Below are 23,597 nucleotides of genomic sequence, written 5' to 3'. Positions count from 1 at the left end.
ATCCTCAAAAAAGCAAGAGTTCCAAAATTTTTTTTTATTAGAAAAAGAAGGAGTGTGCCTTCATTGTATCCTTACGTACAGTAAAGTATAGTTGAACTATTGAATCATTTTAACTATTTAAACAATAACCAACCATCATTCGTTTCAGTGAAAAAACAAATACGAGGAGGCGTAATGAAACAAATTCAAAATAAATGGAATAAACGGATCATTGTTATGATTAGTTCTGTCTGCCTGTTTTGCCTGACTGTTATGCTTTGTTTAATAAGCACCTTGGCAAATCAACATTTTATGTTAGAGCAAAACATGCAATCGGACTATGCGAAAAAAGTAGCTGCTGAGATCAATCGAGAGATCCAAAGCTATCATTATGAGATCGGAGCTCCGGCTGAAGCATTGGAAAAGATTGTTTCTGAAGAACTAGTACAAAAAAATATCGAGCTTTTCATCCGCAACAGATATGAAAAAGAACCAGTAGAACTGATTGGAGAAAAGGAAGTAGAAGAAAAGCTCCAAGAGATAATCAATACATACAAACAAGAAGAAGCAGAGGATGATCCATTTGCTAGTGAAGAAAACAATTTACTCATCTATATGACTTCTGGGATTTTTCGACGAGGAATACAATCAATCTATTTGATGTCGTTCATCGATCAGATATTGACGATACGAGAGCGAATGGTTTCTTTTCTTCCAATGATCAGTAGTATCTTGCTTGTATTGCTGAGCGGAGTGTTTTATTTATACAGAATGTCTTGGAAAAAAGTTCTTTGGTCATTTGCAGTGGTGATAGGAGGTGCGGGCTTCCAATTATTAAGTCTGTCAGTCAGTCTCTATTTGTACGATATGGCCAGTCAGTTAGATATTCGAACCCAAGCACTCGAACATTTGTTAGACACATATATTTTGTCATTCATCCAATTTTTTAGTGTAGTAGCAATCGTTGAAGTAGTGATAGCAGCTGGATTATGGTGGATTGGCAAGAGAGTGAATACTGAAAAAAAGGTTTTTTCAAAAAGAAACGGATATAAATAATAAGAGGTTGTGACATGAAATCTGTCACAACCTCTTGTTATGAATAAATGGGGTTCCCCTACCAACTCCTCGGTCACAATATTCATAAAACATAGGAAGCTATTTTTTGAAATTGCTTCTTGTGACTCAGAGCTAAACGGTAGGTTCACAACCTCTTGGTAAACGGTGTTCAAAAGCCAGTTTCTCGGTATTAAGCCAAATTATGCAAAAATGTGAGGAACCATTTTCACAAAATTTTTCTTAATACTCGAAATTAAACGTCTTTTTCACAACCTCTTGATAAACGGTGTTCAAAAGCTTGCATCTGCGATAATAAGTCCAACCAAGTCAAAAACATAAGTAGCTGTTTTTGCTTGGCTGTTCTTATTACTTGATGCAAGGCAGCTTTTTCACAACCTCTTGATTATTCAAACATTTTTTTTGCGGCACGAGCTAGAGTAGGGATGTCTTTGTCGTAACGCGGTGTTTTGACAAGACGGGACATAGGGATGCCCGCAAAATGGAAAGCAGCGATTTCTCCAGAACGTACAGCACTTTGTTCAGTAAAGATCATCTGATAAGGCTGCTCAACAAATTCTCCTGTAAAGGCCAGATTGGTTGAATGCTTAGGAATGACTTTTGGTCGATCACTTTTTGCACGGTTATTAAATAATGCGGAAGCATAAGGCATATAGACAGGGATATTATTTATTACGCTGTCGAAAATCTCTGTTTCTTTTTCCCGAATATTCACTGGACCAGGATCTACTTTTGAAAGTTGTCCGATCAGTTCTTCCAACATTTCTTTTCCGTTCATCTTAATATACTGTTTATCCACAAATTCGCCACGTCGTCTTGGATAAAGGAAATAACCCCAAATAACTGTTTCATTTGGTTTTTGAGACGTAAAATGCGGTTGATGATGCACGACGATAGACATATTGACATCTTTTTGGCCTAATGGCGTGATCGGTGTAGTTGAAATAAATGAATTCAAGGCATTTCCTGGTTCTTGAGTCGTGATACGGGTGATTTCATTCAATAACAGGTGGTTTTTCGTCGTCAGTGTAAAGCTGACCCATTCGCTCGCATCTCGATCCGCGAAAAATTTGTCGGGATTTCCTAAGTTATAGAAACGTTCGCTGGCTTTTTTCCAGAGACTAGAAGCTGCACCATAATCCATATTTTCTACAGCTGGTGTTTCGTAATCTCCCAAAGTAGCTGAATCTGTAATGGAACCATTCGTGAAAATGACCGCTGTATCTTCATCTACCGTGACATGTTCCTCTTCCTGAGTCAATGTATTAGTCATTTTCAAACCAGTGACAGTGATTTCATCTTGCATCGGTGTATCTTTGAATTCCCAGTCAGTGACACGGCGGTTCAAAATGATTTTGCATCCTTGTTCTTTCAAGTACTCGATCAAAGGAAGCATGATACTTTCGTACTGATTGTAACGTGTTCGATTGACGCCCACTAAATGTTCGATTTGAGTGAATTCATAAATCATTTGATGCATATAGCGACGCAATTCTTGAGCAGAACTACGTGTTCTGAAAGCAAATGTTGTTTCCCACATAAACCAGAAGTTTGTTTCAAAAAAGTGTGGATCATCTTTGAAATATTCTTCGATAGTGATATTGTCTAGTTTTTCTTCTTCTGAATCAGGCATGGCAATCAGTTTAGTCAGAAGAATACGGTCCTTGTTGTTGAAGCCCAGTTTTCCGCCGTCAATGATCCCTTTACCACCTTCCATCAAACGTGCTTTGTCAAAGGTACGGTGTTTTGCATCAAAATCTCTCGTATCTTCTTCAGCAGTCATTCCTGGCTCAGTAACAGAAGGTATTCGACTTAATAGATCCATCAAATCTACATAGGTACGGTAATTAAGCATGCGACCGCCTCGAGCAATATAGCCTTTTTGGTTTTCTAATGGATGATTTTTATTCCAATATTCATCCACTACAGTGTCGGTCGGTGCACCATCATTTGAACCGTGATCATCCAATGAATAAAAGGTGATCTGATCCCCTTTCCATTTGCCTTCTTGAATCAAATAAACAGCCGCTGCCATATTGGCAATACCGGCACCAATCATTATTGCTTTACTTTTTCTCATTGTGATTCCTCCAATGTCTTCCAAGTATGTCCGTAGTGATTCAACGAAATAAGATGCTAGATGGATTCAAATTCATCATATAAATGACTGTCATCTTCGAATAGCCCTGTTTTTTTTCCTAGATATGCAGCGCCAAGGGCAAGCAAACCTAAACCGATGCCGACTTTGATTAATTTTTTACTCATGAAAAACGCCTCCTTGTTTTCTCTTTCTATATCCAAGGATAGTTCGTTTTTATGAGAATGCCAAATGATAGGGTGAGAAGAAAAAGGAATTTTTGACAAAAAAGAAGAAGTGTCTGATTTTCCTGTAATTAGTAATAGGGTAGGAAAGAAGAAAAGTTTTGAGGAGATGTATGGTTCTATTTTTAGAAATTTGGGTAAAAAAAGCGCGAGACAGTGCCACTTTGAAAAGCTGATGACGGACTAAGCCTTATTTTAACTTGCTATGTTGTTTTGGATACTTCCATGATGTATGGATGGTATGGAGGGTGAAGAATGAGAAAGGGAAGAGGAGGATTTTAGGCAAGGTGTGATCAATAAAACAACTTTTAAATAGACGAACAAGGTCTCTTTCTTTTACAATAAAAGAATAGGAACAAATCAAAAGAAAGTAGGTAGCTTATATGTTTCACTCAAATTTGATTGAATTTCTAGAATGGATCATTGCTATTTTAAATATTTGTTCTATCGGTATATTAGTTGCTGGGATCGTTCTTGTTCTATTCAAACTTTTTGATTGGTCTCATGTCAAGAAAAACTATGCAGAACGTAATACTCGTAATGCAGATACAAGAAAACTGTTAGCAAGTTATATTTTGTTAAGCTTGGAAGTGCTAGTCGTTGCTGATATCATCGAGTCAGTTATCAAGCCGACTTGGACAGATATTTTGAAGCTTGCACTTATTATTATCATTCGAACAGTCATTTCTTATTTCTTGAATCAGGAAATAGAAGACAAAGAGAAACAAAGAAGAGGAGAGATAGGATGACGACAGAGTTGATGCAGTTTCTTCTTCCATATTTTGAAAAACTTGTACTGGGACTTGATATTTTTGCTATCTGTTTATTGATTTGGGGCGTTTGTCTGTCGATTAAGGATTTCTTGAAATACTTATTTGTCCATACAGAAGCGAAAAACGACCGAGTCAGCGAGAACAATGCTATTAAAAAGATGTTAGGAGGTTATATACTCCTAAGTTTAGAAATTCTTGTTTCGGCTGGGATCATCGAATCGATTATCAAACCTACTTTGCAGGATATTTTCCAGCTAGCTGCATTGGTAGTTATCCGAACGATCATTTCTTATTTTTTAAATAAAGAAATCGGGCCAGTAGACGTCCCAAATAAGTGAGGTTATGAGCCCGCCGTTTATCGAGAGGTTGTTAAGAAGTGGGCAGATTCAAGGAATAAGAAGAAATTTATGAAAATTTCGGCTTATTTCCGAAGAAGTTACTTTTGGAATATTGTTTATTCAGAATAAGAGGCTGTGACATGATGTTTATCACAGCCTCTTATTTATTTTGCACAGCTGAAATGATTGCTCGTTCGATCGTATTGATTGAAATAGGAATAATATTCTCATATTGGACTGCATCCGGTGTATATAATGTACGTTCACATAACACTCGGTTCGAGGGTTGCTGTGCATACTTCTTTATATCAGATATACTTGCATAGATTGTTGGTGCAACTTGAAAATCGAAAGTAGTTACAGCTTCCAAGGCTTCCCGATAAATCAGATAATGAACATCCGAATTTGTGACGATATAGATAGTCAGACGTTCTTTTGTCAGACGGAGAATTCCGCTCAATTCGATGACAAAAGCTCGCATGCAATTAGGATTAAACCGTAGATCATAAGGTAGCCGTTTGGCCCAACTGGAAAAAAGTGTTTGGACGTCTTTGTATAAATTTGCCTGTTCCTCATTTAGAAGATAAAATTTTTCCGGCATGAATAATTGATAGTTATCCCAAGCCGAACGCATCAGATGAATCAGTGCACGTTCAAATGGCTGATTCCCGAATAATTCTTGACGGAAATGAGTTTCAAAGGTAGCAACTAGTTCTTTTATTTCGGGAGTATTATCAATAAACACTTGGTGTAGCTGTTGAAAATCTTCCGCAATCAACTGATAAGAATGGAAACCATAATTACAAAGATTGAACAGTGTCAAAATAAAGACAAATTCTTCTTTTTTATAATAGGTTTGGAAATCAGTGGTTTCCCATGCTGACTCGACATAATTGTAAATAGGACGTTTTTTGATTTCTTCGATAAATGTTGGATCTATTGTCACAGTACCCAACTGTTGGCGCAAGAAACTAATAGCAAAACCAATCGATAAGATTTCTTTATTTTCTTTATCATAAAATCTACCGCTATTCTCCGTTACAGATTCAATGAAACGATCCGCACGTTCAAAAAACGATTCAGGTAGCTCCCAGGACTTAAAGCTGCCTAAACGATAAGCCACATTAAGAAGCAACAGACGTCTTTCCATTTCAGTGAATCGAGGGGAGTAGCGGTCGATTTCGATCCCACAATCATGAAAATAAGCCAATACTTGTTTTTTTAAGGAGTAAGCTTTGCTGACAGAGATGAATTCACACTCAGTTAATTGGAGATAATCAGGTTCATCTTCTTCCAAATAAAGCAGGCAAGTTTTTAAAAACAACGAATTTTGGGTTAATTGCTGCATGATCTTACATCGAGGTATATGTTCTGAAAAATATAAAGTGTAACAATCCTTTTCCCGATGTGTATAAACAATTTGTTCTTCAAATTCTTTTTTTATGTTATTGATATCATTGAGTAAAGTGGTTTTGCAAACATGTAGAAGATTGGAGAGCTTTTCTAGATTGACTTCTTTATTTACATAGAATTGTCCACATAAAAACAGCTGTCTCAAAATATTCTTCTCAATATATTCTTCAATCATAGTAAAGCCTCCATCTTGTATTTTTTTGCACAATATGGAAAATATTATGACATGTTTTCTTTTGGAAATCATCAATTAATTTCTGAAAAAGCCTGTAAATTCCGTTAATGAAAGATTTTTATGTTATAAAAATTGAAAAATAAATATTTTCATTAGAAAATAGATTGTGAATTTCTAACAAGCAAAAGGAATGCAAATACAGTTGATGAATGAATGATGGTCATTTAAGTTATTTGTTCGTTTTTTTTAGACTATCCATTTTAGAAGTCTGATTTATTAAAAAATTGTTCGTTTTTCCACGTTCAATTATCAGAAAAATCCGACTTTATTTATTTTTGTTTGAAATATTCTACGTGAATCTGATGTTATAAAAAAAATTTTCTCATTTTTGGCGCTATAGTGAAGAGGTGTTACAGATAAGCACATGTATCTGCGAGACATTGACCAACGAAATATGGAGGGAAGAAACATGAAAGATATGGATATCAAGGCAGTCTTTATAGGCGACAAAGCTGAAAATGGACCAGTTTACAAAATGTTGTTGAACAAGATGGTAGATGAACATCTTGGCTGGAGAGAAAATTATATTCCTTCAGATATGCCTGCAATTAGCGAAGGAGATAAGCTAACTCCAGATTATCTAGCCACCCGCGACCATATGATAGAAGTCTTGGATGAAGTCAGTCAGCGATTACGCGCAGGATCGATCCCCTGGCATTCAGCAGGCCGTTACTGGGGACAAATGAACGCTGAAACACTGATGCCTGCTTTATTAGCTTACAATTATGCGATGCTATGGAATCCCAATAACGTTGCACTAGAATCTTCTATGGCAACTTCGCAGATGGAAGCAGAAGTAGGACAGGATTTTGCCTCACTATTCAACCTGGCAGACGGATGGGGACATATTACAGCAGATGGTTCTATTGCTAACCTTGAAGGATTATGGTACGCCCGTTGCATCAAATCGATTCCTTTAGCTGTCAAAGAAATTCTGCCTGAAAAAGTGAAAAACATGTCTGAGTGGGCTCTTTTGAATCTGTCTGTTGAAGAAATTTTGGAAATGACCGAAAGCTTTACGGATGAAGAGATGGATAAGGTCAAAGCCGCTTCTTCTCGTAGCGGAAAGAATATCCAAAAATTAGGGAAATGGCTGGTTCCTCAAACAAAACACTATTCTTGGATGAAGGCGTTAGATATTTGCGGAGTCGGCTTAGATCAGATGGTTGCTATCCCAGTTCAAGAGGATTATCGAATGGATATCAACGCTTTGGAAAAAACAATTCGTGAATTAGCTGATCAAAAAATCCCGATTCTAGGTGTGGTTGCTGTCGTAGGAACAACAGAAGAAGGACAAGTAGACAGTGTAGATAAAATCATCCAGTTAAGAGAAAAGTTAAAAGATGAAGGTATCTATTTCTATTTACATGTTGACGCTGCATATGGCGGGTACGCGCGTTCACTGTTTTTAAACGAAGCAGGAGAATTTGTGCCATATGCTTCCTTAGCTGAATTCTTTGAAGAGCATCATGTATTCCACCATTACGTAACGATCGACAAAGAGGTGTATGAAGGATTCAGAGCTATTTCAGAAGCGGATTCTATCACGATTGATCCGCATAAGATGGGCTATGTCCCTTATGCTGCTGGAGGAATCGTAATCAAACATAAAAATATGAGAAATATCATTTCTTATTTTGCACCATATGTGTTTGAAAAATCAGTCGAAGCACCAGATATGCTAGGTGCTTATATTTTAGAAGGCTCAAAAGCAGGAGCGACGGCTGCTGCAGTCTGGACAGCTCATCGTGTATTGCCATTGAATGTGACCGGATATGGTCAATTGATTGGTGCATCAATCGAAGCAGCTCAAAGATTCAGAGAATTTTTAGAACAATTACACTTTACTGTAAAAGGAAAAACGATCGAAGTCTATCCACTGAATCATCCTGATTTTAATATGGTCAATTGGGTATTTAAAGTACAAGATTGTACAGATTTGAACGCTATCAATGAATTAAATGAAAAAATGTTCGATCGGTCTTCTTATATGGATGGCGATGTTTATGGTGAACGGTTTATTACTTCTCATACGACATTTACACAAGAAGATTACGGTGATTCTCCGATCCGTTTTATTGAAAGAATGGGTCTATCGAAAGAAGAATGGCAAAAAGAACAGCAAATCACTCTGCTACGTGCGGCTATCATGACTCCTTATTTGAATGATGATCGAATTTTCAATTTTTATACAAAAGAAATCGCCAAAGCAATGGAAAAGAAACTAAACGAAATCATCAAATAGAACTGATTTTTGTGTGAAAGAATAGCAAGAGACATATGGAGAACAGACAATTATTTGCCTCATCAAAACAGTTGTATTTCCCCCTGTTTTTCATATATTCCTCAGCAAGACATTCTTTTTTATAAATCTTTCTATAGTTGGTTCGTTCGTTTCACGTATCAAACCCAGTTCACTAAGTTCGTTCAATGGATGTTTCGGTGATACTGGGTTTTGTACTGAATCGATGAAGCCTTGTCACTTTTGTTATTGAACAAAAATAAAAGAAAACGAAAAACATGTCGCTATTGAAAGAAAGAAGGAATAAAGATGAAAGATGCTGGTTCATCAAAACAAATCACGACCATGACCTTTATCGGGATGACCTGTGCCCTTGTAGCAAGTGTACGAAATATTCCAGATGTGGCAGCAACGAGCTGGACGATGATTTTTTACATGCTGGTTGCCGTATTGTTATATGCCTTTCCGATCTCATTGATCTCTGGTGAATTTGCCGGAATGTTTCCTCAAAAAGGTGGTCCAGAACTTTGGGTATCGAATGATCTAGGAAAAAAATGGGGATTCATTGTCTCCTGGCTGTTATGGGTCCAAATGTTTCCAGGGATGGTGATGGTTGCTTCAGCACTCGCTCCGTTGTTTGGTAATATTATCGATAATGTGCCGCTTGGGCTGAACAGCAAATTTACATTAGTTGTTATTTTAGTTGTTTATTGGATCATCACTTTTTTGAATTTAACATTCGACATGGCAAAAATCGGAGGAAAAATCGGTGTTTGGTTAGGTCTATATGTGCCTTTGACGATGATGCTCTTATTAGGGCTTGCTGCGTGGATCAAAGTTGGAATCGTACCAACCGGAACATTAGGCAATTTTTCATGGGACAAAGTAATACCAGATAGTACGACTGCATCCTCATTTGTTTATTTTGCGCCGATCATGTTTATTTTTACTGGCATCGAAATGTCCTCCGTGTATATCACTCGATTGAAGAACCCAGTGAAAACGTATATTCGCGGAGTATTTGCTGCTCTGATTTTTATATTTTTCGTCAATATTTTGAATGCTTTAGTTGTAGCAAATGTCGTACCAAAAGGTCAAATGGAATTGAATAATATCGCACAATCTATTTCGATTTATTGCCAAATTCTCGGTTTGCCGCATCTTATTGTGAATCTGTTTAGTTTGCTTGTCTTCATCGGTGTGGCCGTCCAATTATCTGCTTGGGCATCAGGACCTGCAAAGACAGTGACAGAAAGTGCTAGAAAAGGTGCGTATCCACCAAAATTCAATTTTTGGAAGACAAATCAATTTGACGTATCCAAATCCGTTATTTTGACTCAATCTGTCATTATCTCAATCTTTGCACTTTTTTATTTGCTGATTCCTGGCGTCAATCAAGCATTTTTGATGCTAGTTAATTCAACTACTGTAATCTATTGTATCGTCTATGTCATTATGGGGATCTCGGTTTTGAGATTACGTTATACACATGCAAAGTTGAACCGTCCATTCAGAATTGGAAAAAAAGAGAACAAAAGCAATCTTGGCGTCTGGGCGATCGTTATTGTTTTATTTGCGGCAATCGGCTTTTCTGTCGGACTGACGATGAAAGCTGGAACATGGATCAATCTAATTGCAGTCACAGCCATCAGTGTCATTTTGTTTGTAGTACCACTATGTATTGAAAAAATAAAGAAACCTTCTTGGGAACAGGAAGTCGCCATGCTGCTTGAAAAAGAAAAAGGTGAACTTGATGGAAAAACCGGCAATGAAACGGACTCTAACTAATCGAAATATCCAGTTAATCGCACTAGGTGGCGCAATTGGAACAGGATTATTCTTAGGTTCAGCAAAGGCAATTGCACTGGCAGGACCAGTTGTTATTCTCGTCTATTTGATATGCGGTGTGGCTATTTATGGCTTGATGCGGGCTATGGGTGATTTGTTTTTAGCAAATAGTAAATTTAACTCTATCAGTGATTTCATTGACTACTATTTGGGTGAAAAGTGGGCCTTTTTTGTCAATTGGACTTATTGGCTTTGCTGGCTTGGAGCTGGACTTGCGGAATTGACAGCAATAGGATTGTATATCCATTTCTGGTTTGTACATGTACCAGCTTTGATAAGCGGAGGTAGTGCATTAATGATCTTAATGGCAGTCAATCTTGTTGCCGTCAAATGGTTTGGCGAATTGGAATCTTTTTTCTCAATCATCAAGATTTTGGGGATTGTTTTTTTTATTTTATTGGGTATAGGTTTGAGCGTCTCATATTTTCATACCCAGTCTATCGGAATCAAAGCAAATTTTGGACAGCTCAATGAATTACTCCCGTTTGGCTTTGCTGGAATGATTGCTTCATTTCCTATGGTTTTATTCAGTTTTGCTGGAATTGAAATGATCGGATTAACAGTTGGTGAGACGAGTGACCCACAAAAGAATTTGAAAAATGCAATCAACTGTCTGCCTTGGCGTATCCTCTTTTTCTATGTAGGAACGATTCTGTCGATTTTATTCGTTGTTCCATGGCATTGTTTAGATTTAAAAGAAAGTCCTTTAGTCACTATGTTGCAAATGATCCATTGCCAAAGCGGGGCAGCAATCGTCAATCTGATGATTCTGGTTGCTTCTTTGTCTTCGGCAAATAGTGCGGTTTACAGTACTAGCAGGATCTTATATCAAACAGCAAAAGAAAAAAGTCTGCCCCCTTGGTTTTGTGCGCTTTCTAAGAAAGGCGTACCTTTACACGGTATTTTGATTACAGGAACGTTATTTCTTGCAGGTCTTTGTCTACATTTTTTTGTCGCTGATAGTCGATTGTTTTTTCAGCTTTTGGCAGGTATGACAACGAGTTGTTTTCTATTTGTGTGGTCTTCGATCTTATGTGCACATATTCAATTTGTTAAAGAAAAGAAACGGAACACTATACCAAGATATAAAGACCTTGCTTTGTTGGTATTTTTTGCGGCCATTGCTTTCAGCTTGTTATTCGAAAGAATGACACGTTTTATTCCTTTTTTATTAGTTATCTGGTTTGTTCTCTTAAGTTTTGTATATAAAAGAATAAGCGATAGAAATATCAATTAAGACTAAATATATCCGGCAAAACGAATTATTTCAGACTTCTCTGAAATAATCGATACGCCTGAAAGATCTCCCTACGTATAATAAAAGTATCAATTAAGTAGGAGGGGATAGGATGAACTGGTATAAATTGACGGTAGAAGATACATTGAAAAACTATCAAACATCAACAGAAGGCTTGTCGCAAGAAGAACGGCAGAAACGCCTGACTGATCAAGGATATAATGAGATAGAAGCAAGACAGCAGACAAAACGATGGAAAAAAATAGTAAAGCACTTTACTGATCTGCTGATGATCGTGTTGATCATTGCCTCTTTTTTGAAATTTGCTTCGAGCGAATACATCGAAGGAAGTATTATTTTATTCGTAGTGATCGTCAACGGACTCGTTAGTTATTGGCAAGAAAGAAAAGCAGAAGAATCGTTGAATGGTTTGAAGCAGCTGATGGGACAAGAAGCGATAGTACTATCGAACGGGATGCAAGAAAAAATTCCTGCGAAAGAACTAGTAAAAGGAGATGTCATTGTCTTACGTGCTGGAGACGTTGTTCCAGCAGATGTTCGGTTGATCGAAGTACATGATCTACTAGTGGAAGAATCGATTTTGACGGGAGAATCAGAAGCATCTGAGAAAAATCATACTGTTTTGGCAGCAGAAGAATCAATCGGTGACCAGAAAAATATGGCTTTTTCAGGAACACTTGTACAATCTGGTTCTGCAGTCGGTGTCGTTGTAGAAACAGGAAACACGACAGAAATCGGTAAAATCAATCAAGCACTGCAATCGGTCGAACAACAAACGACGCCTCTGATCAAGAAGATCAACCGATTGAACAAACAAATTTTTCAAGGCATTCTTTGTTTGATCTTGTTCTTAGTTGTTTTTACAACATTCAGCTATGGCATGGATTGGCCTATCCTTCTTTCAGCTATGATCGCTTTGGTGGTGTCAATGGTACCCGAAGGATTGCCAGCTGTTTTGACCATGATCCTATCTGTCGGAGTAAATGAAATGGCAAAAGAAAAGGCAATCATCAAAGGACTGCCTTCTGTAGAAACATTAGGTTCTATGACAGTGATCTGTTCAGATAAGACAGGGACATTGACAAAAAATGAAATGACAGTTGTGGATGTAGCAGCAAAGGAAGAAACTCGCGTACTGTCTAATATGAAAAATTGTCAGGAGTTAAAGACGAAAGAAGAACAGAAAACAGAAAATTTAAGTGGCAATCCGACAGAACTTGCACTGATTCGACACACTGAAACAGCCAATCTGCCTTTGAAAAAAATAGAAGCAAAGATTCCGTTCAGCTCTGAATACAAATATATGGCAACGATGCATACGGAGGGAAAAGGAGCGGTGATTTACGTCAAAGGTGCGCCAGAAGTATTATTGGCTAAATCAACTCTTTCTTCTTCAGAACAAGAAGCATGGGGTCAAACAGCCACAGCGTTTGCGAAAAAAGGTCAGCGTGTTTTAGGATTTGCTTACAAAAAAGTAGATTCGAAACAGGAACTCACGCATGAGACTTTAACCCAATTAACTTTTGCAGGGATTGCCGGGTTGATCGATCCGCCAAAAGAAAGTGCAGTCAAGGCTGTAAAGGAATGCCAACAAGCAGGGATCTCAGTGAAAATGATTACGGGGGATCATAAAGACACAGCAAAAGCGATTGCGGAACAAATTGGCTTAAAACATACTGCTAAAGTTTTAGAAGGGATCGATTTGGATCTTATGTCTGAAGAAGAGTTGATTCGACAAGTACCAAAAGTCGATGTCTTTGCTCGAACGACACCAGAACACAAACTGCGAATCGTGAAAGCTTTGCAGAAAAATGGAGAAATCGTCGGAATGACCGGAGACGGCGTAAATGATGCACCTGCTTTGAAAAGAGCCGATATAGGAATCGCTATGGGAATCAAAGGTAGTGAAGTAAGCAAACAGGCAGCTGATATGGTTTTAGGAGATGATAATTTCCATACGATCGCAAAAGCCGTAAAAGAAGGTCGGCGCATTTTGGATAACTTGCAAAAGACCATCAATTTCTTCTTACCAACTGCGTTAGCTCAAGGATTGATCTTGATTTGGGCGCTGATACTGAATCGGCCGCTACCTTTGTCCCCAGTACAGATTTTATGGGTCAATATGGTAACGACAATCACTTTATCTTATGCATTAGGGTTCGAGTCGCCAGATCCAGAAATCATGAAGCGTCCACCAAGAGATCCAAAGCAAGGAATCCTATCAGGTTATCACTTGTTTCGGATCATCTATGTCGCACTACTGATCATGGTTCCTGCCTATTTATTGGCTATGCAATTTGAAGGGCAAAGCTTACAGCAAACCATTCTTCTGCAAAATATCGTCTTAGCTCAAGCTGTTTACATGATCAATTGCAGAGAGTTGTCCAAGCCGTCGTTGAACCAAGGTCTTTTGCAAAACAAATCGCTTTTTCTTTCATTGGGTATCCTTGCTTTATTGCAGGGGATGGTTATTTTTCTGCCAAGCGGCCAGCAGCTGATCGGTACAGTAAGTTTAACGATGACACAACAGTTATTGATTGGGGCAAATGTGATTCTTCTATTCTTAGTTGTAGAAATAGAAAAAGGGATCATGAATAAACTGTTTCGCAAAAAAGAAAAAACAGCTAGAGAATTCAGTCGCTAGCCGTTACTATAAAAAAGTTTTGAAAGTGAGTTCAGTCAAACGATTGAGCTCATTTTTCGTTGGAATAGAAGAAATGTATACAATAGGGATATCTAGAGAATCCAGAGGGAAATTGGAAATCAAGATATCTGTTTTTTCAAAAGAAATAGTGGAAAGATCGGTTAGTTCGATAGGTAAGAAGCAGACACGTTTTCCCAAGTAATCTTTTAATTCCTGCTGCAAGAACGCCTTCCATGAAGGTTCTCCTTGGAAAATAAAATAGACATTGAACAAATTCGGTTTGATAGAAAAAATCGTTTGTTGGATCAGTAAAGACAAGAGTTGAAGAAAGTAATTTGGTTCATTGATTTCCATTTCTTTTTTTAGATCGTTCAGTAAATTCTCTTTCTGCTGATACAAGTGTGCATATTGCTGATCATACGTCTCTAAAAAACGATGGTATTGGCGTTCCAAAGGTTCAATCAGTATCGGCGATTCATGATATTTTAATACGAGGAGAGCCAAGTTATCAGTCAGAGATGTTTTTTTTAGTTGATCAAGAGACAGCTCTGAAGCTAGTTCCTCTACAAACGTTTCGAGGACCTCTAAAAATGGAGAATGATGCAGGCAGCGAGCGATTTCTTGTCCATAGTTATTGTTGTAATTCCAACTTTCCAGAAAGCAGAAAGAAGCAAAAGAAAGCTCAGTGTCTTTAAGATAAATACCTTCCGTTAAATACAATTTTTTCAATGCAGAGTCATACAGGGAGGAGAGTGTGCTGTTGATATGGATAGAAGAATCTAATCGGCAATTCGCTTTTATACGGATCGTATTGATAAAGAACCAACATGTTCCGAAAATCTCTTCTGTTTCAACAGCTAGTTCAGTTTGACTGAGGTTTCTTAAAAATTGAAAATAATGGGATTCATGGATCGAATAATCCTCGAAAAAATAGTTGTTATGAGTGAAAGGAATCAGCAATCGATGATAGAAAGTACGAATCGCACGCTCTTTTCCAAGAATACAAGCTGTATATTTCGTCAAATCGATCTGCAAGTCGTAACTTGCTAAACGCTGATTGATTTTAGTCACATGTCTTTTTAATGTCCCATAAGAAAGCCCGTGATCCGCTAGAAAATCAGGGACAGCAACTTTTTTTGTAAAAAGCAGATTTTTCAGCAGCTCAACACTGACTGATTGTTTGAAAAAAATCTCCCAAAGGTCATTTGTTAATAAATTTTGATGGTTTTGCAAACTTATTCCTGCTTGATCGCTGAGGATGTCCCAGCCTTCGGGCAGCTGAGAGCGAATAGATTGAAGGTCAGAAAAAATCGTTCGTTCGGTTGTCCCTATGATTTCAGCTAATTCATTTACCGTTATCTTTGTATGATTCAGCAATTGTTCGACTAAAGAAACATGACGTCGAATATCTTTTTCGGTAATGATTTTTTTCATTAGTGAATACATAAATCAGACTCCCTTCTATTCTAAGAATACGGAGAAAATAAACGGTGGTCAAGTTTCAACTGATCTTTCAACCAGTATTCATTTTTCTATTCTTACGTGGTATCTTTGAATAAAGTGAATCAATAAGAAAGAGATGGAAGCAGATGCTAACGAAAAAAGAACTAATCGATCACATCGATGAAACATACAATTTGTCTCCAGAATATATTTTTAAAAAATTTCCTGATTATTGCGTATTCAGACATCAAAAAAGCAAAAAATGGTTTGGGGTCCTGATGTCTGTTCCAGAAGAAAAAATCTATGATGATGCAAGTGACCATAGGATCATCGACATCCTTGATTTGAAGGTCGATCCTGAACTTGGCGGAATTTTGCGAGGAAAAGAGGGGTATTTTCCAGCCTATCACATGAATAAAGAACATTGGATCTCTGTTGATCTACGTAAAATAGAAAAACTAGATGAACTAGCAAGTTTGATTGATGGAAGTTTCAAATCAACGCAATGAATTCTAGGAAAAATAGAGAAGAGGTTGTGACAGAAGTGTTTAGCTTCAAGAAATAAGAAGGAATTTACGAAAATTGCTTCTCAAATTTTTGGGGAATTTGGGCTTATTTCTGAAGAAGTTACTTCTGGAACACCGTTTGTTCAAAAAAAGAGCTGCGACAAGAATTTTGTCCCAGCTCTTTTTTTTATTTTCCTAAATAAAATTCCCGCATCGTTTTTGCAATCATTTTGATCAAAGGATGATCTTCTGTGAAGCTAGAAGATAAATAAATTGTTCGTGTCAAGGGCAAATCTTTGATTTCCCGCAAGACGAAAGGATCATTTTTATCGTAAGACCAAGAAACTTTTGGGAAAAAGCTAACGGCTAAGCCTTGCTTGACAATAGAACGTAATGTCGCAGGATCATCTGTCGTCGAACTGATCGTCAATTCGATACTTTTCGCTTCAAGTGCTGCATCCAGTGTATGACGGAAGGCATTGCTCTTTGACAGCATCAAGATGGGGGTGCATTGGATATCTTCTAATTGCAGATGTTCTTTTTTCGCAAGAGGATGTTTCTTAGGAATGGCTACATAAACAGGTTCTTTCATGATAGGAATATTGGTCATGCCAGGCTTCATCTCCGAAGTGATGTACAGTACAGGGTCGGTAATATCATCTGGTAAATGATGTTGCATGATCGTTAATTGGATATCAGGATGCTTTTCCATAAAAATTCGGACCAAGTTCGGAATAGAAACAGAGGCTACCTCTAAATACAAAATGACGGAAGTAACGATCTTCTCATTGACCGAAGACAATAATTTGATTCCTTCTTCTAATGTGTCTAATGTCTTGACTGCATATGGATAGAATTCTTCTGCATAAACAGTTGTCTCAATATTTCTGCCGCTATGGTAAAACAAAGGGACTCCTAATTCGTTTTCCAAATGTTTGATCGCACGGCTCAAGGCAGGTTGAGAAATAAATAATTCTTTGGCTGCTTGGGTGACATTTTTTGTTTCGAACACTTTTTTAAAATACTGTAGATGAAGCAATTTCATAATTATCCATCCCATCCATACCTTTTTGTTATGGTTTTTTCTTTTTTTGGCATTTTTTATTATAGCAGAAATTGACTAAGATAGCAGTGGAAAAAGTAAGTGCTAAGGAGGCGAGGCTCATGAGTACAGGTTTCTTATTTCCTGGGCAAGGCAGTCAGAAGTTAGGGATGTTAGCGGATATCCCTGAAATGTACATGGAACGTTTAGAAAATGTGACGGGGTATCGGTTAGTTGATAAAGAAGAAAACTATCAAGATACGGTTTTTATCCAGCTATCATTACTGACAAAAGCAGTATTTTATTTAGATGAAATGGAAAAAAACGGTATTCAGCCTGATATTGCAGCAGGACATTCGATCGGTGCTTTTTGTGCAGCTGTTGCTTGTCGATCTTTGACATTTGAGAATGCAGCGGAACTAGTCTATCACCGCGCAGTCTTAATGAAAGAAGCTTATCCAAGCGGTTATGCAATGGGCGTAGTAGTAGGTGTGACGAGAAGCGAAGCAGAGAAAATTGTAGCAAAAACGTTTGATCCTGACCACCCAGTCTATCTGTCAAATGAAAATTGTCCGATGCAACATACGCTATCTGGGAGTATCGAAGGTTTATCCGTTACGTTGGCAGAAGCCAAACGCCGCCAAGCGCAAACAGCGAAGCTGCTGAAAGTTCCTGTGCCATCTCATTGTCTCTTGATGAATGATACAGTCAAGAAATTCAAGCCGTATATGCAGTCTGTCCATCTATCTGATGCTAGATGTTTGTATATAAAAAATACGGATGGAAGAGCCACTCAGGACGCAGAAGAGATTCGTAAAGATTTGTTGGAAAACCTAGCTTTCCCTGTGCAATGGAACCAAATGATGGACTTGGCAAAAGAATTAGGAATGGATCTGACGATTGAATTTCCCCCCGGCAATACTTTGACAAAGCTGATTCATACAAAATTTGGTGTAGATAAAGGGATCCGTACGATCAATCTAGACCAACATGGTATTGATGACGCCACGTTTCTATATCAAAAATGGAGATGACTAATTATGGAAAAACCAAACCGCAACTGGGCTTCTAAACGCGAAAAAAAAGCGCAGCGATTGGAAAAAATCAGCAACTTGCTCAATGGCAAGTATGTAGAAACTGAAAAAATCGTAGAAGTAATGGAAAAACTGATTGCTCCCGGCGATAAAGTTGTATTAGAAGGCGACAATCAAAAACAAGCAAGTTTTCTTTCAGAAAGTCTTGAAAAAGTAGATGCAGAAAAAGTGAATGATCTGCATTTGATTATGTCTAGTATCTCACGACCAGAACATTTGAATATTTTTGAAAAAGGAATCGCAAGTAAGATCGATTTTTCTTATGCTGGTGCACAAAGCTTGCGTGTCGCCCAAATGATTGAAGACGGCACAATGAAATTAGGTGATATCCATACTTATTTGGAACTTTATGGACGCTTATTCATCGATTTGATTCCAAATGTTGTTTTAGTAGCTGCAGATAAAGCAGATAAAGACGGCAACTTGTACACAGGTTTCAATACGGAAGAAACACCAACAATCATCGAAGCTGCAGCTTTCAAAGATGGTATCGTGATCGTTCAAGTCAACGAAGTTGTCGATTCTTTACCACGTGTAGATATCCCTGGTGACTGGGTAGATGTTGTCGTGAAAGCAGATCAACCTTATCAATTAGAAGCTTTATTCACACGAGATCCTCAAAACATCACAGAATTGCAAATCCTAATGGCAATGATGGCAATCAAAGGAATCTACGCAGAACACGGCGTACAATCTTTGAATCACGGTATTGGATTCAATACAGCAGCTATCGAATTGTTACTGCCAACTTATGGCGAATCACTAGGGTTGAAAGGGAAAATCGCGAAGAACTGGGTATTGAACCCACATCCAACTATGATTCCAGCCATCGAATCAGGTTGGGTTGAAAGCATCCATAGTTTTGGTGGCGAAGTTGGTATGGAAAAATATATTGCTGCTCGCCCCGATGTCTTTTTTGTCGGTAAAGACGGCACGATGCGCAGTAACCGAACATTATCACAAGCTGCAGGACAATATGCCATCGATATGTTTATCGGTTCAACCTTGCAATTAGATTACGAAGGAAACTCTTCTACCGTAACAAAAGGACGTTTATCTGGTTTTGGCGGTGCGCCTAACATGGGACATAATCCTGGCGGTCGTCGTCATTCTACACCAGCATGGCAATCACTTCGCGACAATGATGATCCATTAGGGAAAGGCCAAAAATTAGTTGTTCAAATGGTTGAAACATATGGTTCAAATAAAAAGCCAGTCTTTGTCGAAGAATTAGATGCATTAGCTGTTCAAAAACAGGCAGGCTTAGCCAATGCACCAGTGATGATCTATAGCGAGGATACCACGCATATCGTGACAGAAGAAGGAATCGCTTATTTGTACAAAGCAAAAACAAAAGAAGAACGACAAGCAGCAATTGCAGCCATTGGCGGTGTCACACCTCTTGGGATGACAAGCACCAAAGAATCACTAGACCGTTTGCGTGCAGCCGGCATCGTGAAATTACCAGAAGATCTAGGCATCAAACGTAGTGAAGCGAAACGTTCATTATTAGCTGCACAAACCATCGATGATTTGATCGAATGGTCAGATGGCTTATATGAACCACCAATGAAATTCAGAACTTGGTCATAAAATTGGCGAGGAAAACCTTTTGTCGCCATTTACCCAGATGGAAGAAGAAAGACGAATAAGCAGAACGTGTATGCTCTGTTTTACAAAAAGGGGAGAGATCCATGGAACAATTAGCTTATAAATATCCAACGAAACAGCCGATCAATAAGAAAATCCATGTAGGAGTGGTCGGTTCAGGTGATTTGGAAATCTTGATGTTTCCAACAGAAAAAAAAGAATCTACTGTAAAAATCTGTACAGGAAGCGATGGCTTCGGCGAAGTATGGAACAACGTATTAACGAGATTTTTTGATCGTTATCCAATTTCAGCAGATATCGTGATCAATGACTTCGGTGCTACACCAGGAGTTGTGTACCTACGATTGACGCAAGCAATGGAGGAACTTTCAGATGAAAAATAGTTTTGTAGAATTAAACGCCAGAGAACGAGTGAACGCTCTACTTGACAATGGACGTGAATTGATTGGTCCATTCGATCAAATCATCGCGCCAAGTTTGCCAGCACAAGGAATCGTCCCTGAAAGTGATGACGGGATCGTTGTCAGCCGTGGCACGATCAATGGCAAACAGGCAGTAGTAATCGCTATGGAAGGAAAATTCCAAGGTGGCGGTATCGGTGAAGTTTCCGGTGCAAAAATCGTTGCTGCACTCGAACATGTATTAGAAGAAAACAAAAAAGGAAATGAAATCTTTCCAGTCATCGTACTAGATACAGGCGGTGTTCGTCTGCAAGAAGCGAACTACGGACTGTTATCTATTTCAGAAATCGGAAATGCAATCATTGCTCTAAAACAATATGTACCAGTCATCGGTTTGATTCCAGGACGTGTAGGATCATTTGGCGGTATGTCGATTACTTCAGCATTGATGAGTTATTTGATCGCAACAAAAAAAGCGAGAGTCGGTTTGAATGGACCAGAAGTTATTGAGCAAGAAGCAGGTGTTCGAGAATTTGATTCTAGTGACAAAGACTTGATTTGGAATACATTAGGATCTCGTCAACGGGTAGAATCAAAAATCATTGATGAACTAGTGACTGATAGTGTAGAAGCAATCAAAGCTGCTGTCATCGCAGCAATGGACGAACGAAAAGACACGCATCGCAGTGAAAGCTCAGCATTTTATTTATCATTACTTGATTCTTTGGATCTTTCAAAACCAATGAGCATTGACGATTACAATGAAGCGATTGCTAACCATCAAGCAAAATCAATGGACTTACCAGAAGTAGCAGAAGGAAATGAACCAGCTGCAGCAAGTGTTGGTTACGATTGGTTTGCGGCACTAACTGGCATGAAAAATCCAACTTCTTCTATCAGTACTGTGTATTATGGTAAATCAAGTAAATTCATAGAAGAAGCCATCGTGACCTCGATCGTACCTGATCCTAAAAATCCGATGTACCGTGTACGAAACGGTGAAGTTGGTTTAGTTGAAGGTTTCCGCATGGGACAAATTTTGGATCACGTTTACGAAGAAGATAAAGATAAAAAAGTGAAACGGCCAATCGTCGTTGTGATCGATGTACCAAGCCAAGCATACGGCTATAACGAAGAATTGATCGGTATTCATGTGGCTTTGGCTAATAGTGCTGCTGCTTATGCAAAACTCCGTCAAGCTGGACATCCAGTTATTGGATTGATTGCAGGAAATGCTATTTCAGGTGCATTTTTAGCGCATGGATTACAATCAAGCCGCTTGATTGCTTTAAACAATAAAGAAATCACTGTCCAAGCGATGTCAAAAGAAAGTGCTGCACGTGTGACAAAACGTTCGGTTGCTGAAATCGAAGCAGCTGCTGAAAAAGTTCCAGCTATCGCTTACGATATCAATAATTATACAAAACTAGGAGCAATCTATCACTTCCTAGAAGATATCACCGACCAAGCTGCTTCAGAACAAAATGTCAACAATGTCATCGAAGCAATTAATGAAGCCATTCAAGATGTCCGCAATACAAATGACACGATGCTGACAAATCGATACACGAACGAAACAGCCAAAACATTCGGACGTGTCGAAACAAATAAAGTCCGTGCCAAAATGGACGAAGAATGGGATGCATAAACAATGATTCAAGCACATGATATTGTTCTTTTTGATAAACATGAAATAGAAAGGTTTCCCTTGCCTGAATGGGTCGTTCTCACTGAAAAGATGTTCGGAACAGTCCGTCGTGCGTTGACAGATCACGCCGAAATACTACCGATTGGATTACGTGGCCCTGCCCGCAATCAGAGATGGGCAACAGAAATCTCAAAACATGCTGTCAAACAAGTCATTCATCCGTGGGACATCATCGAACAAGAATCGTATAGACAAGAGGAAATCATGGATTATCCTGTTTATCAGCAATTTCATGCTGCTAGAAACATATTATCAGGATGCAAGTGGGGAATCGGCGGCAGCTTAGGATTTGAATTATCAACTGGGATTCCGGCAGTAAAAGAAACCAGTGATTTTGATTTGCTGCTGTACGCAGATTCTCCGATTGAATTGCCAATTCAGGCAATTCGATCGCATCCTGCTTTTTTTGAGCAATTCGATACCCAAGTAGTGACTCGGCAAGGCGGATTTTCACTAAAAGAGTATTTGAGAGAGCCAGAGAAAAAAATTCTATTGAAAACAGTCGAAGGACCTAAATTAACCAAAGAACTTTGGTAATAAAGAAAAAGAGAGAGAAAGAGATGTTTGAAAACAAAAAAATCAAAATCAACGTAAGTGACTTCCAGAAAGTATCAGCTGTAACGGCTGTTATGATGCAAACGATATTGAGCTTTGCTTTGGCAAACAGCCACAGCGCAACAAATACAGCTTTTCTTGGTACCTTTTACGTCATCGTTAAATACACAGCACCAATGTTTATTTTTGCAATTGTCTATAATATGGTAAAAACAAGTCAGCATTTGTCTTATTGGGAATTTTTGAAAGAAAAGTTTTTTGAACTAGTCGTTCCGTATCTTCTATGGACGACGGCTTATCTTTGGCTATTTCCAGCAGTCCAACAACAAACTCCGTATACGGATACTGCAAGCTTTTTACTGAAATATGTCACAGGTGATGGAGCGCCTCATTTATGGTATACCGTGATGATGCTGCAGATTCAATTGTTCATGCCGTTTTTTGTTTGGCTCGGTTACAAAGTATTTGCTAATAAAAAATATGTATGGCCAGTATTGATTGGTTCAACGATTTTATATGTTGCATGGTATCTGTTCTATCAAACACAAGTATTGACTGGTCCTTATCATGACAGCTGGTACTTGTTAGATCGGTTTGTTGCTAGTTTCATGATTTACGGGATTTATGGGGTAGCCGCATTTGTTTATCACGAAAAAGTCTATCAATATTTGGACAGAGTACGTTATCTTTTCTTACCTGTTGGCTTAGTTATCGCGTTCTTTTCTGTCCGTTCATTGCTCGCACATCCAGGAGACTTGAGCTTTGCGAATGCGCCTTACTTGAATACGATCCAAAGTTTGTACAGCTTAGTCATCATCTTTGCTGTCTTCATGGGCGCTTCAAAAATGATTGTAAATGATTCGCCAAAATTACCATTGTTCAAATGGTTGTCTGTTTATGCTTACCGTACGTATTTAGCCAATGTATTTGTGTTCCAAGTACTGTTGTTATTGTTTAAAGATAGTTGGCTGCAGTTACCTTCAGGAGTCATGATTCTTGTAGCTTATCTAATGACGGCAAGTTGTGCATTTGCTTTAAGCTGGTTGCTTCACATCATTTGGGCAGCCATCAAAAAAGGGTTCAACAAGTAATAGAAAGAAGGAGTGAGTGT

Annotated in this window: 19 protein-coding genes; 14 read left to right on the top strand and 5 right to left on the bottom strand. The window is 38.3% G+C overall.

Features of this window, described 5'->3' with window-relative positions:
* The first annotated feature begins 174 nt into the window (after nucleotides 1-174).
* Complete coding sequence (locus KFO35_RS09165; RefSeq protein ID WP_025477375.1) at nucleotides 175-1,035, top strand: hypothetical protein; 861 nt, start codon at nucleotides 175-177, stop codon at nucleotides 1,033-1,035.
* 403 nt (nucleotides 1,036-1,438) lie between these two features.
* On the opposite strand, the gene KFO35_RS09160 is transcribed toward KFO35_RS09165, so the two are convergent.
* Nucleotides 1,439-3,133: an oleate hydratase gene (locus KFO35_RS09160; RefSeq protein WP_002292503.1), complete on the bottom strand. Its 1,695-nt coding sequence runs from the start codon at nucleotides 3,131-3,133 to the stop codon at nucleotides 1,439-1,441.
* Between the two features lie 56 nt (nucleotides 3,134-3,189).
* The gene (locus tag KFO35_RS09155) at nucleotides 3,190-3,318 is read right to left on the bottom strand and encodes a hypothetical protein (RefSeq protein ID WP_002287569.1); all 129 of its coding nucleotides are present in this window, start codon (nucleotides 3,316-3,318) and stop codon (nucleotides 3,190-3,192) included.
* 440 nt (nucleotides 3,319-3,758) lie between these two features.
* On the opposite strand from KFO35_RS09155, the gene KFO35_RS09150 reads away from it, so the two are divergent.
* Nucleotides 3,759-4,124, top strand: coding sequence for a DUF1622 domain-containing protein (locus KFO35_RS09150; protein ID WP_002316003.1), 366 nt, complete (start codon nucleotides 3,759-3,761; stop codon nucleotides 4,122-4,124).
* Nucleotides 4,121-4,486, top strand: coding sequence for a DUF1622 domain-containing protein (locus tag KFO35_RS09145; RefSeq protein WP_002292507.1), 366 nt, complete (start codon nucleotides 4,121-4,123; stop codon nucleotides 4,484-4,486). Before KFO35_RS09150 ends, KFO35_RS09145 begins: the two co-directional genes overlap by 4 nt.
* A gap of 160 nt (nucleotides 4,487-4,646) precedes the next feature.
* On the opposite strand, the gene KFO35_RS09140 is transcribed toward KFO35_RS09145, so the two are convergent.
* The gene (locus KFO35_RS09140) at nucleotides 4,647-6,074 is read right to left on the bottom strand and encodes a helix-turn-helix domain-containing protein (RefSeq protein ID WP_002316002.1); all 1,428 of its coding nucleotides are present in this window, start codon (nucleotides 6,072-6,074) and stop codon (nucleotides 4,647-4,649) included.
* Nucleotides 6,075-6,543: 469 nt separating this feature from the next.
* On the opposite strand from KFO35_RS09140, the gene tdc reads away from it, so the two are divergent.
* The 4 genes from tdc (at nucleotide 6,544) to KFO35_RS09120 (ending at nucleotide 14,126) form a co-directional block, all read left to right on the top strand.
* Complete coding sequence (gene tdc, locus KFO35_RS09135) at nucleotides 6,544-8,379, top strand: tyrosine decarboxylase (protein WP_156272235.1); 1,836 nt, start codon at nucleotides 6,544-6,546, stop codon at nucleotides 8,377-8,379.
* Between the two features lie 306 nt (nucleotides 8,380-8,685).
* Nucleotides 8,686-10,164 carry an amino acid permease gene (locus KFO35_RS09130; protein WP_025477373.1) on the top strand — a complete coding sequence of 493 codons (1,479 nt, stop codon included), beginning with the start codon at nucleotides 8,686-8,688 and terminating at the stop codon, nucleotides 10,162-10,164.
* Entirely contained in the window at nucleotides 10,130-11,461 is a 1,332-nt protein-coding gene (locus tag KFO35_RS09125; protein WP_025477371.1) for an amino acid permease, read from the top strand. The genes KFO35_RS09130 and KFO35_RS09125 overlap by 35 nt, the downstream gene beginning before the upstream one ends.
* 112 nt (nucleotides 11,462-11,573) lie before the next feature.
* The gene (locus KFO35_RS09120) at nucleotides 11,574-14,126 is read left to right on the top strand and encodes an HAD-IC family P-type ATPase (RefSeq protein ID WP_002315998.1); all 2,553 of its coding nucleotides are present in this window, start codon (nucleotides 11,574-11,576) and stop codon (nucleotides 14,124-14,126) included.
* Nucleotides 14,127-14,132: 6 nt separating this feature from the next.
* On the opposite strand, the gene mafR is transcribed toward KFO35_RS09120, so the two are convergent.
* Nucleotides 14,133-15,572, bottom strand: a complete 1,440-nt coding sequence (gene mafR, locus KFO35_RS09115; protein WP_002315997.1) for a global transcriptional activator MafR — start codon at nucleotides 15,570-15,572, stop codon at nucleotides 14,133-14,135.
* Between the two features lie 143 nt (nucleotides 15,573-15,715).
* On the opposite strand from mafR, the gene KFO35_RS09110 reads away from it, so the two are divergent.
* Entirely contained in the window at nucleotides 15,716-16,078 is a 363-nt protein-coding gene (locus KFO35_RS09110) for an MmcQ/YjbR family DNA-binding protein (protein ID WP_002315996.1), read from the top strand.
* Nucleotides 16,079-16,262: 184 nt separating this feature from the next.
* Here the strand turns inward: KFO35_RS09110 and KFO35_RS09105 are convergent, their stop codons facing one another.
* Nucleotides 16,263-17,120: a LysR family transcriptional regulator gene (locus KFO35_RS09105; RefSeq protein WP_025477370.1), complete on the bottom strand. Its 858-nt coding sequence runs from the start codon at nucleotides 17,118-17,120 to the stop codon at nucleotides 16,263-16,265.
* A 119-nt stretch (nucleotides 17,121-17,239) separates the two neighbouring features.
* Here KFO35_RS09105 and KFO35_RS09100 point away from each other — a divergent pair, with 119 nt between their 5' ends.
* The 6 genes from KFO35_RS09100 to KFO35_RS09075 all read left to right on the top strand — a co-directional run bounded on the left by KFO35_RS09100 (nucleotide 17,240) and on the right by KFO35_RS09075 (nucleotide 23,577).
* A complete protein-coding gene (locus KFO35_RS09100; protein WP_025477368.1) occupies nucleotides 17,240-18,151 on the top strand; it encodes an ACP S-malonyltransferase in 912 nt (303 codons plus the stop codon).
* Between the two features lie 6 nt (nucleotides 18,152-18,157).
* Entirely contained in the window at nucleotides 18,158-19,804 is a 1,647-nt protein-coding gene (gene mdcA / locus KFO35_RS09095; RefSeq protein WP_002292522.1) for a malonate decarboxylase subunit alpha, read from the top strand.
* Between the two features lie 101 nt (nucleotides 19,805-19,905).
* On the top strand, nucleotides 19,906-20,205 hold the full coding sequence (locus KFO35_RS09090; RefSeq protein ID WP_002292523.1) for a malonate decarboxylase subunit delta: 300 nt from the start codon (nucleotides 19,906-19,908) through the stop codon (nucleotides 20,203-20,205).
* Nucleotides 20,195-21,871, top strand: coding sequence for a biotin-independent malonate decarboxylase subunit beta (gene mdcD, locus KFO35_RS09085; protein ID WP_070704849.1), 1,677 nt, complete (start codon nucleotides 20,195-20,197; stop codon nucleotides 21,869-21,871). The genes KFO35_RS09090 and mdcD overlap by 11 nt, the downstream gene beginning before the upstream one ends.
* Nucleotides 21,872-21,874: 3 nt before the next feature.
* On the top strand, nucleotides 21,875-22,468 hold the full coding sequence (locus KFO35_RS09080; RefSeq protein WP_002315992.1) for a malonate decarboxylase holo-ACP synthase: 594 nt from the start codon (nucleotides 21,875-21,877) through the stop codon (nucleotides 22,466-22,468).
* A gap of 23 nt (nucleotides 22,469-22,491) precedes the next feature.
* Nucleotides 22,492-23,577, top strand: coding sequence for an acyltransferase family protein (locus KFO35_RS09075; RefSeq protein WP_002329651.1), 1,086 nt, complete (start codon nucleotides 22,492-22,494; stop codon nucleotides 23,575-23,577).
* Nucleotides 23,578-23,597 lie beyond the last annotated feature (20 nt).

It is taken from the genome of Enterococcus lactis (assembly GCF_015751045.1).
Taxonomy (GTDB): domain Bacteria; phylum Bacillota; class Bacilli; order Lactobacillales; family Enterococcaceae; genus Enterococcus_B; species Enterococcus_B lactis.
This window is presented reverse-complemented; position numbering and strand designations above follow the sequence as displayed.